The 12,873-nt window shown below is 61.9% G+C and carries 13 protein-coding genes; 10 read left to right on the forward strand and 3 right to left on the reverse strand.

What is annotated here, in order from left to right:
- Positions 1–2 precede the first annotated feature (2 nt).
- Genes CO657_RS34905 through tauA form a run of 3 tightly spaced genes read right to left on the reverse strand, consistent with a single transcriptional unit; the run spans position 3 to position 2,705 of the window.
- Positions 3–857, reverse strand: a complete 855-nt coding sequence (locus tag CO657_RS34905) for an ABC transporter permease subunit (protein WP_054185150.1) — start codon at positions 855–857, stop codon at positions 3–5.
- Positions 854–1,642: a taurine ABC transporter ATP-binding protein gene (locus tag CO657_RS34910; RefSeq protein WP_054185151.1), complete on the reverse strand. Its 789-nt coding sequence runs from the start codon at positions 1,640–1,642 to the stop codon at positions 854–856. Before CO657_RS34910 ends, CO657_RS34905 begins: the two co-directional genes overlap by 4 nt.
- A 55-nt stretch (positions 1,643–1,697) precedes the next feature.
- Positions 1,698–2,705, reverse strand: coding sequence for a taurine ABC transporter substrate-binding protein (gene tauA / locus CO657_RS34915; protein WP_054185152.1), 1,008 nt, complete (start codon positions 2,703–2,705; stop codon positions 1,698–1,700).
- Positions 2,706–2,930: 225 nt separating this feature from the next.
- Between tauA and CO657_RS34920 the strand changes: the two genes are divergently transcribed.
- The 10 genes from CO657_RS34920 to CO657_RS34965 all read left to right on the forward strand — a co-directional run bounded on the left by CO657_RS34920 (position 2,931) and on the right by CO657_RS34965 (position 12,873).
- Positions 2,931–4,301 (forward strand): FAD/NAD(P)-binding protein, encoded by a 1,371-nt coding sequence (locus tag CO657_RS34920; protein WP_054185153.1) that lies wholly within the window; start codon positions 2,931–2,933, stop codon positions 4,299–4,301.
- A gap of 145 nt (positions 4,302–4,446) precedes the next feature.
- Positions 4,447–5,142: a GntR family transcriptional regulator gene (locus tag CO657_RS34925; protein ID WP_003591592.1), complete on the forward strand. Its 696-nt coding sequence runs from the start codon at positions 4,447–4,449 to the stop codon at positions 5,140–5,142.
- A gap of 458 nt (positions 5,143–5,600) precedes the next feature.
- Positions 5,601–6,203 carry an amino acid synthesis family protein gene (locus CO657_RS34930; RefSeq protein WP_054185154.1) on the forward strand — a complete coding sequence of 201 codons (603 nt, stop codon included), beginning with the start codon at positions 5,601–5,603 and terminating at the stop codon, positions 6,201–6,203.
- Between the two features lie 13 nt (positions 6,204–6,216).
- Positions 6,217–7,062, forward strand: a complete 846-nt coding sequence (locus tag CO657_RS34935) for an alpha/beta fold hydrolase (RefSeq protein WP_054185155.1) — start codon at positions 6,217–6,219, stop codon at positions 7,060–7,062.
- A complete protein-coding gene (locus tag CO657_RS34940) occupies positions 7,059–7,994 on the forward strand; it encodes a flavin reductase family protein (protein WP_054185156.1) in 936 nt (311 codons plus the stop codon). The genes CO657_RS34935 and CO657_RS34940 overlap by 4 nt, the downstream gene beginning before the upstream one ends.
- A complete protein-coding gene (locus tag CO657_RS34945; RefSeq protein ID WP_054185157.1) occupies positions 7,991–9,031 on the forward strand; it encodes an LLM class flavin-dependent oxidoreductase in 1,041 nt (346 codons plus the stop codon). Before CO657_RS34940 ends, CO657_RS34945 begins: the two co-directional genes overlap by 4 nt.
- Before the next feature lie 4 nt (positions 9,032–9,035).
- A complete protein-coding gene (locus CO657_RS34950) occupies positions 9,036–10,499 on the forward strand; it encodes an aldehyde dehydrogenase (protein WP_054185158.1) in 1,464 nt (487 codons plus the stop codon).
- Positions 10,500–10,504: 5 nt separating this feature from the next.
- Positions 10,505–10,828, forward strand: a complete 324-nt coding sequence (locus tag CO657_RS34955) for an NIPSNAP family protein (RefSeq protein ID WP_003577602.1) — start codon at positions 10,505–10,507, stop codon at positions 10,826–10,828.
- A 49-nt stretch (positions 10,829–10,877) separates the two neighbouring features.
- The gene (locus CO657_RS34960) at positions 10,878–11,888 is read left to right on the forward strand and encodes an ABC transporter substrate-binding protein (protein WP_054185159.1); all 1,011 of its coding nucleotides are present in this window, start codon (positions 10,878–10,880) and stop codon (positions 11,886–11,888) included.
- Positions 11,889–12,000: 112 nt separating this feature from the next.
- Positions 12,001–12,873 carry an ABC transporter permease gene (locus CO657_RS34965; protein WP_054185160.1) on the forward strand — a complete coding sequence of 291 codons (873 nt, stop codon included), beginning with the start codon at positions 12,001–12,003 and terminating at the stop codon, positions 12,871–12,873.

Raw genomic sequence — 12,873 nt, forward strand, 5'->3', positions numbered from 1 at the left:
TCTCAGAGCTTGCCTTTCCAGGGCACGAGGAAGGCTTCCAGGAAACGGATCGCAGCCGAGAAGGTGAAGGCGCAGATCGCAATAATGCCGATGCCGACGAAGACGACGTCGGTTGCCAGGAACTGCGATGCCGACATGATCATGAAACCGATCCCGCGCGTCGAGGCGATCAGTTCGGCCGCGACCAGCGTGCCCCAGCCGACGCCGAGCGCAATCCGGATGCCGGTGAGGATCTCGGGCAGGGCGGACGGCAGCACGATATCGATGAAAAGCTGCAGCCGGCTTGCGCCGAGCGAACGGGCGGCATTGACGCGCTCGATCGGCAGCGAACGAACGCCTGCCTGGGCCGAGAGGCAGATCGGCGCGAACATCGCCAGCACCAGCAGCGTGATCTTCGACGTTTCACCGATGCCGAGCCAGATGATCATCAGCGGCAGATAGGAGAGGGGCGGAAGCGGCCAGTAGAACTCGATCGGCGCGTCGAGCACTCCCTTCGCCCAGCGGTTCAGGCCCATGAGCAGCCCGAGCGGAATGCCGGCGGAGATGGCGATGAGGGCCGCGACGATGATGCGGAACAGGCTTGCAAAGACATGTTCGGATAGCGACGCTCCGGCATAACCGTCGCGATAGATGAGGCCGATCTGGGTCAGCACTTCATCCGGACGCGGCAGAAACAGGTGCGGGACGACGCCGAGTGCGGATACAATCCACCAAAGCAGCAGGATCGCCAGGGCCGTGGCGGCGCTGATCGCCACCGTCGGTCTCTCGCCGGCGCCGAAGCTTGCCATTTTCACCAGCTTGACCTGACGGTCCTCTCTCTGCGCCGCAATCGGCGGGGCCTGGACGATATCGCTCATGCCGCACTCCTCAAATCTTCGCTACTGTGGAGAATGGCGCGGATTTCCTCGCGCAGCTCGGCAAATTGCGGCGACGCCTTGATTGCCCGGGCATCGCCGGTTTCGGCGAAGCGTTTGATGAAATCGAGATCGAAGCGGGCAACGACGCGCCCGGGCCGGGGCGACATGACCAGGACCTGCGTGCCCAGGAACAAGGCCTCTTCGATCGAATGGGTGATGAAGAAAACCTTCTTTGCCGTCTTGCTCCAGATGGAAACCAGCAGTTCCTGCATCTGCTCGCGGGTCAGGCTGTCGAGCGCGCCGAAAGGCTCGTCCATCAGCAGGATGTTGGGATTGGTCGCGAGCGCTCGGGCGATGCCGACCCGCTGGCGCATGCCGCCCGACAGTTCATAGGGATAGGCATTGGCGAATTCGTCGAGGCCGACGAGCCGGAGCAGTTCGAGGGCGCGCGTTTGGCGCTCCCTCCGGCCGACGCCGGAAAATTTCAAACCGAGCGCGACATTGTCGGCCACCGACTTCCAGGGCAGCAGCGAGTCTTTCTGAAAGACGACGCCGCGATCGGCGCCCGGCCGTTCGACCGCGCGGCCGTCGAGCGTGATCCGGCCCTCGGAAAGCGGAAGAAAACCGGCGATCGCGTTCAAAAGGGTTGATTTGCCGCATCCCGAGGCGCCGAGCGCGACGACGAAGCCCCGCTCGGGGATATCGAAGGAAACGCGATCGAGCGCGTGGACGGTCCGCCCGTCGCGGGCTGCGAAGAAAACGCTGGCATGGTCGACTTTAAGCATGGTGCCGCTCGCAAGTTCGACGCCGGCGCGACAGGCGCGCCGGCGTCAGGGAGGATCAGTTGCTGACGCCGGCGAGCGCGTCTGCGGTGACGAAGGCGCCGTAATTTTCCAGCACCTCGGAGACCTTGCCCTGTTCCTTCAGGAACGATGCCGTGTCCTTGAGGATCTTGCCGGCGCCTGCCTTTTCGCCGCCGCCGAGCCAGGCGTCTGATGCCTGGACCTCGGGGGTGAGCAGCGTCAGGTTCTTCAAGGCCGAGGCCTGCTGCTCGGGCGTTCCGCCGAGAAGCTTGGAGAGCGACTTGGCATTGTCGCTGTCGGGACCCCAGGCAGCTTTATCGGATGCGAAGGAGGCGTAGTATTTGTTGATGACCGAGGCGAAGCCCTTCAGGAATTCCGGGTTGTCGGCGGCAAATTTCGAGGTCGCAACCCAGGCCGAGAATGTCGGCGCGCCCTTGTCCGCGACGTCCTTGGAGGTCACCAGAACTTTTCCGTTCTTCTTGAGTTCGGTCAGAGCCGGATCCCAGACGAAACCGCCATCGATATCGCCGCGGTTATAACTCGCGACGATCTCGGGCTGCGGGATTGCGAAGACCTGGACGTCTTTCTCGGTCAGCCCCAGCGATTTGATCAACGCCAGAAGCTGATAGTGGTCGGTAGAAACGGGCGCTGCGGCAAGCTTCTTACCCTTCAGATCGTTCAGGCTTTCGATGCCGGAGCCGTTGCGGACGACGAGGGCCTCGTCGATGCCGGAGATGGAGGCGAGGTAGAAGGCCTTGACCTCGAGCCCGCGCGAGACTGCAGCCGCAAACGGGCTGGAGCCGACATAGCCGACCTGGACGTCGCCGGAGGCGATCGCCGCAAAGATCTCGGCGCCGGAATTGAACCTGCGGAAATCGATGTCATATCCGGTGTCCTTGGCGAATTCGCCGTTGGCGATCGCCACCGAAGACGGCAAGGCGTCGGTTTGATAGCCGACGACGACCTTTTTATCCGCCGCCTCGGCGACCATCGCCGCTGCAAGAGTGCCGACGCCCAAGGCAATCGCGGCAACCATGAAATTCATCCTGAGCCCCTTTGTTTGCAGGGCCAGCCGGCCCCGTGATCTCACCTTCAAAAGGGTAACGGCTGAGAAGGGGCTGGCGGGAGGAATAACAAACTATATTTATAGACTATAGAGATAATTGTTTTCGTGATTCTGCCGCTCGTGCGGTCCGCCGGACCGGCGAGCGACGTCAGGGCTTGAATGACGAGATGTCGCGACAGAGTTTGAAGCTTCAGGGAGAATGCATTGATATACGATGTGATCGTCGTCGGTTCCGGTTTTTCAGCGATCGCTGTGGCCTGCAATCTCATCGAGCAGCTTCCCGCTTCGGCGAAGGTTGCCGTCGTAGGCGACGATCCCGGTTTCGGGCGCGGGACGGCATACCGGACGGAACTCTATCTCCATCGCCTCAACGTTCCCGCCGGCCGCATGAGCCTGCTGCCCCACCATCCCGACGACTTCGTCGACTGGCTGAAAAGCAATGGGCGTCCGCTGCAGGCGGGAGATTTCGCCTCGCGCAGCGATTACGGACTTTATGTCAGGGATACGCTAGCGCGGCTGCTTCGCAAGCGGGAGGGCCGTTGCCGGGTCGACTTCATCAAGGCCAAGGCGGCGGGCTGCGTGGAACGCTATACGAGCACGCTCGCCTTCCATCTCGGCAATGGCGACGAGATTGCCGGGAAAAACGTGGTGCTTTGTCTTGGCGTCGGAAACGCCAACCTTCCGGTCGATCCGACCGGCGTCCCGCCGTTTTTGCAATCCCGCATCGTCGAGAACCCGTGGCGGCTCTCCTGGCTGAGGCGCGTCGCACCCTCCGATGCTGTCTGCATCCTTGGCTCCGGCCTGACAATGATCGATCAGGTTTTGGCACTTCGCGCCCACGGCCATAGAGGCAGGATCGACGTGCTGTCGCGGCGCGGCTTGGCACCGCTCGGACATGCAACGACGCCGCCGGCGCCGCTGCCGATCGACGTTCACGCGCTTCCCGCTACGATCAGCGGCCTGTTAAAGATCTTGCGGGGCAAAAGCAGGGAGGTCGCCGACTGGCGAAGCGTGATGGACGGCCTGAGGCCGGTAACGCAGGCTCTCTGGCAACGGCTTTCGAGCGAGGAGCGGGCGCGTTTCCTGCGGCATGCGCTTCCCTGGTGGAACATCCACCGTCACCGGGTCGCGCCCGACGTGTTCGCCGGGTTCGAGAAGCTGGTCTCGGACGGAACCGTTCGCTTCCACGCAGGCTTCCTGAAATCTGTCGGAACGGACGAAGGCAGGCTCGTCGCCGGATACAGGGTCAGAGCGAAGCGCGAGATCGCCGAAATCCGTGCAGACTGGCTGGTCAACTGCACGGGCATGGAGCGCGCCGGCATCAGCCATTCGCCGCTTTTGAAGGAAATGAGCCGGTTTCAGCTGATCGTGCCCGATCCTCTTGGCCTCGGCATCCAGGTGGATGCGGCTTCCGAGGTGACGGGCTCATCCCGGGTTTCGCCGGCCCGGCTGTTTGCCGTCGGCGCCTTGACGGCGGGGCAATTCTGGGAGATCACCGCCGTCCCCGACATCCGGGTGCAGGCGAAGGCCGTGGTCGAAGAAATCGTCAAAGCGAGGCCCAACTCCGACGTATAGGCCGACAATCTTGGGATCGGCACGGTGCTGTTGAATTGCTGGCCGCCGACAGCTACAGTATTTGGTAGGCCATAATACGATTCCTGAATTCGGCTGCCGCGGCGAAGCTTGAGCCAGCGAAGTCAATCCAACACTGAGGTACAGCATGAGCGGTGCTCTGAAGGACGCAGCAATCAGGGTCGAGCGTCCTGCGAAGACATTGCGGGAATTGGCCCTCGACAAAGTCCGCGAGGCCATCGTCAACGGATATTTTCGTCCCGGAGACCGCCTCGTTGAGCGCGACCTCTGCGCCCAGCTCGGCGTCAGCCGGACGGTGGTGCGCGAAGTTCTGAGACATCTGGAATCGGAAGGGCTCGTCGCCAATCTGCCGAACAAGGGACCGATCGTCGCCCTGCTGGATATCGAGGAAGCCAAACAGATCTATGAGATCCGCGGTGCGCTCGAAGGCATGGCGGCGCGGCTATGCGCGGAGCGCGGCAGCCCCGAGATCGTCGCCGCGCTCGAGGAATCCCTGACCGCCATCCGCAACAGCTATCGCGACCACGATATGGCGGCTGTGCTTGCCAATACCTCTGCCTTCTATCAAACGCTGTTCACCATGGTCGACAGACATGTCGCCTGGGGCGTCGTCAATCTCCTCACCGTGCGTATCAATCACCTGCGCTCGATGACGATCAAGACGGAACGGCGCGGCATCGAAGGACCGCTGCAGATGTCGAAGATCATCGATGCCATCCGCCGCGGTGACGGCGAGGGCGCCCAGCGGGCAGCGATGGATCATGTCGCGGCCGCCAGCGCAATTGCCGAAGCGGTGCTGTCCGCCCAGAAGCCCGCCGAGTAGGGCGTAGCGCCGCGGTTTTCAAGGCGGTCGCCATCTCACTGCTACTCTAGCTGTTGCATTCCTTCGCCCGCACCTGTCTTCCCCAGAAGACAGGCCGGCACGGCGTTGTCGCATCGATATGTGTCGAGGCCTCTTGCGCCTTCCAGTCACGTTGCGCGCAATGAGGAGAATTCAAACTCCAAGCTTGACACCCAACTTTTCTCGATGTGATGGTATGCCATAATCAATAATATCTAAGGCGGTCATATGGGCCGGGATAATATTGGCGTTCTACGTATCGCGTCACTACGGGCCGCCGTCGCGCCGTCAGGCTCTAGATCTGAACGAGCAAGCGTTTCCGGGCGGCGGAGCGCACACGCCAAGCCAATCTTCGGACTTTATTTCGTCTTTGCCAAAACCAAGTTGACACTCATATATTATGGTATACCATAATACGAAATAGAGAGACGAGGTGTTCCATGGCTATTCAAATTCGCAAGACGGGACTGCAGATCGAAACGACGCTGATCGAAGGCGGTAAGGCCGCGGCGGTGCCGCTGAAACTGTTTTCCGCTTTCGCAGTCGTGAAGAACCCCTGGGCGGGACGCGGCTTCGTCGAGGACCTCAAGCCCGAGATCCACGCCGGCGCGCCGGTTCTCGGTGAGTTGCTGACCAAGATGATCATCGATGCCGTCGGTTCCGGCGATGCCGTCGAAGCCTATGGCAAGGCCGCCGTCGTCGGTCTGGACGGTGAGATCGAACACGCCTCCGCGCTCATCCACACGCTTCGCTTCGGCAATTTTTATCGCCATGCTGTCGGCGCCAAGTCCTATCTCGCCTTCTGCAATACGCGCGGTCCTGCCAATGCGCCGATCATGATCCCGCTGATGGACAAGAACGACGAGGGCCGCCGTTCGCACTATCTCACGATCCAGACCTCGATCCCCGACGCGCCTGCCGCCGAGGAGATCGTCGTGGCTCTCGGCGCTTCGGTGGGTGGGCGTCCGCATCATCGCATTGGCGACCGCTATCAGGATCTGAAGGATCTTGGGCAGGACGTCGCCAATCCTGCGGGCGTTTGAAAGGGGCTCTGAGATGCTGACAGCCGGATCGATCTCAGGCGCCGCTGCAGCAAAGAGCGCCGCCGGTGACTTGCCCCGCAAGAAGACGGCAGGCGGAGCGGCCTATCACGAGGCCGGCAGCGGTGAACCGCTGGTTCTCATTCATGGCGTCGGCATGCGGCTCGAGGCCTGGGCTCCGCAGATCGCATTTCTGTCGGCCGGCCATCGCGTCATCGCCGTCGACATGCCGGGGCATGGCGAGAGCGCAAAACTGCCGGCGGGCAGCCGGCTCGAGGAGTTTGTCGCCTGGTTCGGCCGCTTTCTCGACGAGATGGAGATCGAGGCTGCGAATGTTGCCGGCCACTCCATGGGAGCGCTGGTATCGGGAGGGGCGGCGGCGACGTTCGGAGACCGTATCAGCCGTGTCGCCTACCTTAACGGCGTCTTCAGGCGCGACCAGCAGGCAAAGGCTGCCGTGCTCGCACGAGCTGCGGCCATTCCGGTGACGGGCGTGGACAAGGAGGGTCCCCTGGCGCGCTGGTTCGGCAATGATCCCGACAGCGTCGTCGCGCGGGAATTGACGCGGAAATGGCTCAACCTCGTCGATCCGGAAGGCTATGCTGTCGCTTACGCCGCCTTCGCCGGCGGAGACGAGACCTATGCCGATCGCTGGAAAGACGTGGCTGGTCCGGCCCTGTTCCTGACGGGGTCCGATGATCCGAATTCGACGCCCTTGATGGCGACGCAGATGGCGGCGCTCGCGCCGAAGGGCTTTGCCCGTATCGTGGATGGTCATCGTCATATGGTGAACCTGACCGCGCCGGATATCGTAAATTCGCTGCTCGCTGAGTGGCTGTCGTTCGGGGAGGATGGACGATGACGATGCAGACTGTCGACCCAAGAGCATTGCGTGATGCATTCGGCGCTTTTCCCACAGGCGTGACCGTCGTCACCGCCTGCGACGGCGATGGAAATCCGATCGGCTTCACCGCGAACTCCTTCACATCGGTCTCGCTCAACCCACCCTTGCTCCTCGTCTGCCTTGCCAAGACGTCGCGCAATTTCGCCACCATGACCGGAACGCAGCATTTTGCGATCAACGTGCTGTCGGAAACGCAGAAGGACGTGTCGAACACCTTTGCGCGGCCGGTCGAAGACAGATTTGCGGCGGTCGAATGGGCCAAGGGATCGGCTGGCTGCCCGATCTTCTCGAACGTGGCGGCCTGGTTCGAATGCGCCATGGAAGAGGTCGTCGAGGCCGGCGACCATGTCATCCTGATGGGCCGCATCGAATCCTTCGACAATAGCGGCCGCAACGGTCTCGGCTATGCGCGCGGCGGTTACTTCACGCCGACGCTCGCAAGCAAGGCGGTTTCCGCGGCAAGCGAAGGCAATATCGAACTCGCGGCCGTCGTCGAACGCCGCGGTGAGGTTCTGCTGCTCGGCGAGGATGTGCTCTCCTTGCCAAGCGTCGACGCTCATGACGGTAACCCGACCGAGGCGCTGCAACAATATCTGGAGACGCTCAGCGGGCTGAAGGTCAGCATCGGCTTTCTCTATTCGGTCTACGAGGGCAAGAGCGACGGGAAACAGCACATCGTCTATCACGCCGTTGCCGGAGAAGGTGAGCCCGCCGGCGGCAGGTTCGTAAAGCCTGACGCCCTGGCTGCCGCAAAGTTCAAAACCAGCTCGACCGCCGATATCGTCAACCGTTTCGCCATGGAAAGCTCGATCGGCAATTTCGGCGTCTATTTCGGCGACGAGACCGGCGGCACCATTCATCCCATTCCAGCCAAGGGCGCAAAAGCATGAAGTTCTCCCTCTTCGTCCATATGGAACGGCTCGACGCTAACCAGAGCCACAAAAGCCTCTATGAGGAATTCATCGCGCTCTGCGAGATCGCCGACAAGGGCGGCATGCATGCGATCTGGACGGGCGAGCACCACGGCATGGATTTCACCATTGCCCCCAACCCGTTCGTGACCATTGCCGATCTCGCGCGTCGCACATCGCGGGCAAGGCTCGGGACGGGGACGGTGATCGCTCCCTTCTGGCATCCGATCAAGCTCGCCGGCGAAGCGGCCATGACCGACATCATCTGCGACGGAAGGCTCGACATCGGCATTGCGCGCGGGGCCTATTCCTTCGAATACGAGCGCCTGCTGCCCGGCCTCGACGCCTGGGGTGCTGGCCAGCGCATGCGCGAGCTCATCCCGGCGGTCAAGGGCATCTGGAACGGCGACTACGCCCATAACGGCGAGTTCTTCAAATTCCCCGCGACCACCTCGGCGCCGAAGCCGCTGCAGCAGCCGAACCCGCCGATCTGGGTCGCCGCGCGTGATCCGAACTCGCATGAATTTGCCGTCGCCAACGGCTGCAATGTTCAGGTGACGCCGCTGTGGCAGGGCGATGACGAGGTCCAGTCGCTGATGGACCGTTTCAACGATGCCTGTGCCAAGAACCCTGGTATCGAGCGGCCGAAGATCATGCTGCTGCGCCACACCTATGTCGGCTCGTCGGAAGACGACGTCGCCCAGGCCGCCCATGAACTCAGCGTTTACTACAACTACTTCTTCGCCTGGTTCAAGAATGAGAAGCCGGTTACCCAGGGCCTGATCGAACGGATTCCGGACGAGCAGATCCGAGCCAACGCCATGCTGTCGGACCAGGTCATGCGCACCAACAACGTTGTTGGCGACGCCCGGACCGTCATCGACCGGCTCAAGGCCTATGAAGCCCTCGGCTATGACGAATATTCCTTCTGGATCGACACCGGCATGAGTTTCGAGCGCAAGAAGGCGTCGCTCGAGCGCTTCATCGCCGAGGTCATGCCGGCATTTCAGGAGTAAAGCTATGCGGCGTTTCCAGCACTATATCGACGGTGAATTCTCGGATGGCGAGGCTTCCTATCCGAGCATCGATCCCGCCTCCGGCGCGGTCTGGGCTGAGATGCCCGAAGCCCGCGAAGCGGATGTCGATCGGGCAGTGAACGCTGCCGAACGGGCGCTTTATGAAGGCCCCTGGGCGAAGATGACGGCCACCCAACGCGGCAAGCTGCTTTACAAACTGGCTGACCTAGTTGCCGCCAACGCCCAGGTCCTCGCTGAATTGGAGACGCGCGACACCGGCAAGATCATCCGCGAAACCTCAGCGCAGATCGCCTATGTCGCCGAATATTACCGTTATTATGCTGGTATCGCTGACAAGATCGAAGGCTCTTACCTGCCGATCGACAAGCCTGACATGGATGTCTGGCTCCGCCGCGAGCCGATCGGCGTCGTTGCGATGGTCGTTCCGTGGAACAGCCAGCTCTTCCTGTCCGCGGTCAAGATCGGCCCGGCGCTCGCCGCCGGCTGCACCATGGTGGTCAAGGCCTCGGAAGACGGGCCGGCGCCACTGCTTGAATTTGCCCGCCTGGCGCATGAAGCCGGTTTTCCCGCCGGCGTCGTCAACATCATCACCGGTTTCGGCCCTTCCTGCGGTGCGGCGCTTGGCCGTCATCCGAAAGTCGCGCATGTCGCCTTTACCGGCGGTCCCGAAACCGCTCGGCACGTCGTTCGCAACTCAGCCGAAAACCTTGCCTCCACCTCGCTTGAGCTTGGCGGCAAGTCGCCGTTCATCGTCTTTGCCGATGCCGATCTCGAAAGTGCCGCCAACGCCCAGGTCGCGGGCATTTTCGCTGCGACCGGGCAAAGCTGCGTTGCCGGCTCGCGCCTGATCGTCGAAAGCAGCGTCAAGGACAGGTTCGTCGCTATGCTGTGCGAGAAGGCGCAGGCGATCCGGATCGGCGCGCCGCTCGACATGGCGACCGAAGTCGGCCCGCTTGCCACCAAGCGCCAGCAGGACAATATCGGCGCCCTCGTTGAGAGATCGATCGAAAGCGGCGCCCGGCTCGTCACCGGCGGGCGCAAGATCGATGGCGAAGGCTATTATTTCCCGCCGACCATCCTCGATTGCGACGATGTCGCTTCGCCTTCGCTGATCGAGGAGTTCTTCGGGCCGGTCCTCTCGGTCGTCTCCTTCGAGACCGAGGCCGAGGCGCTGAGGCTTGCCAACGACACCCGCTATGGCCTCGCCTCCGGCATCTTCACCCAGAACCTCACCCGGGCGCACCGGCTGATGAAGGGCATCCGTGCCGGCATCGTCTGGGTCAATACCTACCGTGCCGTATCGCCGATCGCCCCCTTCGGCGGCTTCGGCCTGTCGGGCCACGGCAGGGAAGGCGGCATGGCCGCGGCGCTCGATTATACCCGCACCAAGACGATCTGGCTGAGGACCTCGGACGATCCGATCCCCGATCCCTTCGTGATGAGGTGACGCCGATGTTTTACGAAATCCGCACCTACCGGCTGAAGAACGGAACGATCCCGCAATATCTCAAGGTCGTCGAGGAAGAGGGCATCGAGATCCAGAAGAGCCATCTCGGCACGCTGGTCGGCTACTTCTTCTCGGAGATCGGCACGATCAACGAGATCGTCCACATCTGGGCCTTTACCAGCCTTGATGACAGGGAGGCGAGACGCCAGCGGCTTCTCGCCGATCCCCGGTGGCAGGCCTTCCTGCCCAAGATTCGCGACCTGATCGAGGTGGCGGAAAACAAGATTATGAAGCCAGCAAGCTTTTCTCCCCGGAGCGAGGCGCACTGACGGCATAAGACATAACCCGTAGGACAAACCACAACAGGGATAAGGGAACATGAAAACGACATTTGCTTTCGCGGCGGTTGCCGCATTCGTCGCGGTCTCCGCGCCTGCTAAAGCCGACAACATGGTTTTCTCGAGCTGGGGCGGAACGACCCAGGATGCGCAGAAGGCGGCATGGGCAAGCCCCTTCACCGAAAAGACCGGTATCACCGTCGTGCAGGACGGCCCGACCGACTACGGCAAGCTGAAGGCCATGGTCGAGGCCGGCGAAGTCACCTGGGACGTCGTCGACGTCGAAGGCGATTATGCCGCCCAGGCCGGCAAGAACGGCCAGCTCGAGAAGCTCGACTTCTCCGTCATCGACAAATCCAAGCTCGATCCGCGCTTCGTCACCGACTATTCGGTCGGCAGCTTCTATTATTCCTTCGTTATCGGCTGCAATGCCGATGCCGTCAAAGCGTGCCCGAAAACATGGGCTGACCTGTTCGACACGGCAAAGTTCCCCGGCAAGCGCACATTCTACAAGTGGTCGGCTCCGGGCGTGATCGAAGCGGCGCTGCTCGCCGACGGCGTGGCTGCCGACAAGCTCTATCCGCTTGACCTCGACCGCGCCTTCAAGAAGCTCGATACGATCAAATCGGACATCATCTGGTGGTCGGGCGGCGCCCAGTCGCAGCAGCTCCTGGCATCCGCCGAAGCGCCCTTCGGCAGCGTCTGGAACGGCCGCATGACGGCGCTTGCTGCGACCGGCATCAAGGTTGAAACCTCCTGGGAACAGAACATCACCGCTGCCGATGCGCTCGTCGTGCCGAAGGGCTCGCCGAATGTCGAATCTGCGATGAAGTTCATTGCACTGGCGACCTCGGCCGAACCGCAGGCCGCCCTGGCAAAGGCCACCGGATATGCGCCGATCAATGTCGACTCGGCCAAGCTGATGGACCCGGAAACGGCCAAGACCCTGCCGGACCAGCAGACCGCAAGCCAGGTCAATGCCGATATGAGCTATTGGGCTGATAATCGCGATGCCATCGGCGAGAAGTGGTACGCTTGGCAGGCGAAATAAGCCGAAGCTTGAGATCAACGGGCACGGCGAAGGTCGCCGTGCCCCCGCAGTGCCAGTGCGAAATCGGTTGCACCCCAGCGCCTGCGGAAATTGACGGGTGGGAAGGACTGTCATGTCGACGTTTAGCGATGCCTCCGGCGTAGTTACGCCCTTGCCGAAGATACGCAGGCCAACAGGTTTCAGCGGGGTCGTTCCGGCTTTCGCCTTCGTCGGTATCTTTTTCGTCGCGCCGGTGGCGATACTGCTGTTGCGAAGCGTGCTGGAACCCGTGCCGGGTCTGGGAAATTATGCGCAGCTGATCGGGTCTTCGACCTATCTCAAGATTTTCGCCAACACCTTCATCGTCTCGGGTCTCGTCACGGTGATTTCGCTGGTGATCGGTTTTCCCGTCGCCTGGGCGCTGGCGATCATGCCCGGACGGCTGACTTCGGTAATCTTTGCGATCCTGCTGCTGTCGATGTGGACCAACCTTTTGGCTCGCACCTATGCCTGGATGGTGCTCCTGCAGCGGACCGGGCTGATCAACAAGATGCTGATGGGAATGGGCCTGATCGACCAGCCGCTGGCGCTTGTCAACAATCTGACCGGCGTGACGATCGGCATGACCTATATCATGCTGCCATTCATCATCCTGCCGCTCTACGGCGTGATCAAGAAGATCGACCCGTCGACCCTGCAGGCGGCCGCCCTTTGCGGCGCCAACCGTTGGCAATGCCTGACGCGGGTCCTGTTGCCCTTGGCGATGCCCGGCATGGCGGCCGGCGCCCTGATGGTCTTCGTCATGTCACTTGGTTATTTCGTCACGCCATCACTTCTCGGCGGCACCGCCAACATGATGCTCGCAGAGCTGATCGCGCAGTTCGTGCAATCGCTGGTCAACTGGGGAATGGGTGGTGCTGCGGCGCTGGTCCTCCTGGTGGTGACCCTGTCGCTTTATGCCGTGCAGCTGCGTTTCTTCGGCAACCAGAACCCGGGAGGGCGTTGA

This window comes from Rhizobium acidisoli, assembly GCF_002531755.2.
Lineage (GTDB): Bacteria > Pseudomonadota > Alphaproteobacteria > Rhizobiales > Rhizobiaceae > Rhizobium > Rhizobium acidisoli.

Excerpts from the sequence above, each read along its gene's own strand:
- CO657_RS34905 (WP_054185150.1), bottom strand. The coding sequence starts at position 857 with ATGAGCGATATCGTCCAGGCCCCGCCGATTGCGGCGCAGAGAGAGGAC.
- CO657_RS34930 (WP_054185154.1), top strand. The coding sequence starts at position 5,601 with ATGGCTATTCAAATTCGCAAGACGGGACTGCAGATCGAAACGACGCTG.
- CO657_RS34960 (WP_054185159.1), top strand. The coding sequence starts at position 10,878 with ATGAAAACGACATTTGCTTTCGCGGCGGTTGCCGCATTCGTCGCGGTC.
- CO657_RS34965 (WP_054185160.1), top strand. The coding sequence starts at position 12,001 with ATGTCGACGTTTAGCGATGCCTCCGGCGTAGTTACGCCCTTGCCGAAG.
- CO657_RS34910 (WP_054185151.1), bottom strand. The coding sequence starts at position 1,642 with ATGCTTAAAGTCGACCATGCCAGCGTTTTCTTCGCAGCCCGCGACGGG.
- CO657_RS34945 (WP_054185157.1), top strand. The coding sequence starts at position 7,991 with ATGAAGTTCTCCCTCTTCGTCCATATGGAACGGCTCGACGCTAACCAG.
- CO657_RS34935 (WP_054185155.1), top strand. The coding sequence starts at position 6,217 with ATGCTGACAGCCGGATCGATCTCAGGCGCCGCTGCAGCAAAGAGCGCC.
- CO657_RS34925 (WP_003591592.1), top strand. The coding sequence starts at position 4,447 with ATGAGCGGTGCTCTGAAGGACGCAGCAATCAGGGTCGAGCGTCCTGCG.
- CO657_RS34940 (WP_054185156.1), top strand. The coding sequence starts at position 7,059 with ATGACGATGCAGACTGTCGACCCAAGAGCATTGCGTGATGCATTCGGC.
- CO657_RS34955 (WP_003577602.1), top strand. The coding sequence starts at position 10,505 with ATGTTTTACGAAATCCGCACCTACCGGCTGAAGAACGGAACGATCCCG.
- CO657_RS34950 (WP_054185158.1), top strand. The coding sequence starts at position 9,036 with ATGCGGCGTTTCCAGCACTATATCGACGGTGAATTCTCGGATGGCGAG.
- tauA (WP_054185152.1), bottom strand. The coding sequence starts at position 2,705 with ATGAATTTCATGGTTGCCGCGATTGCCTTGGGCGTCGGCACTCTTGCA.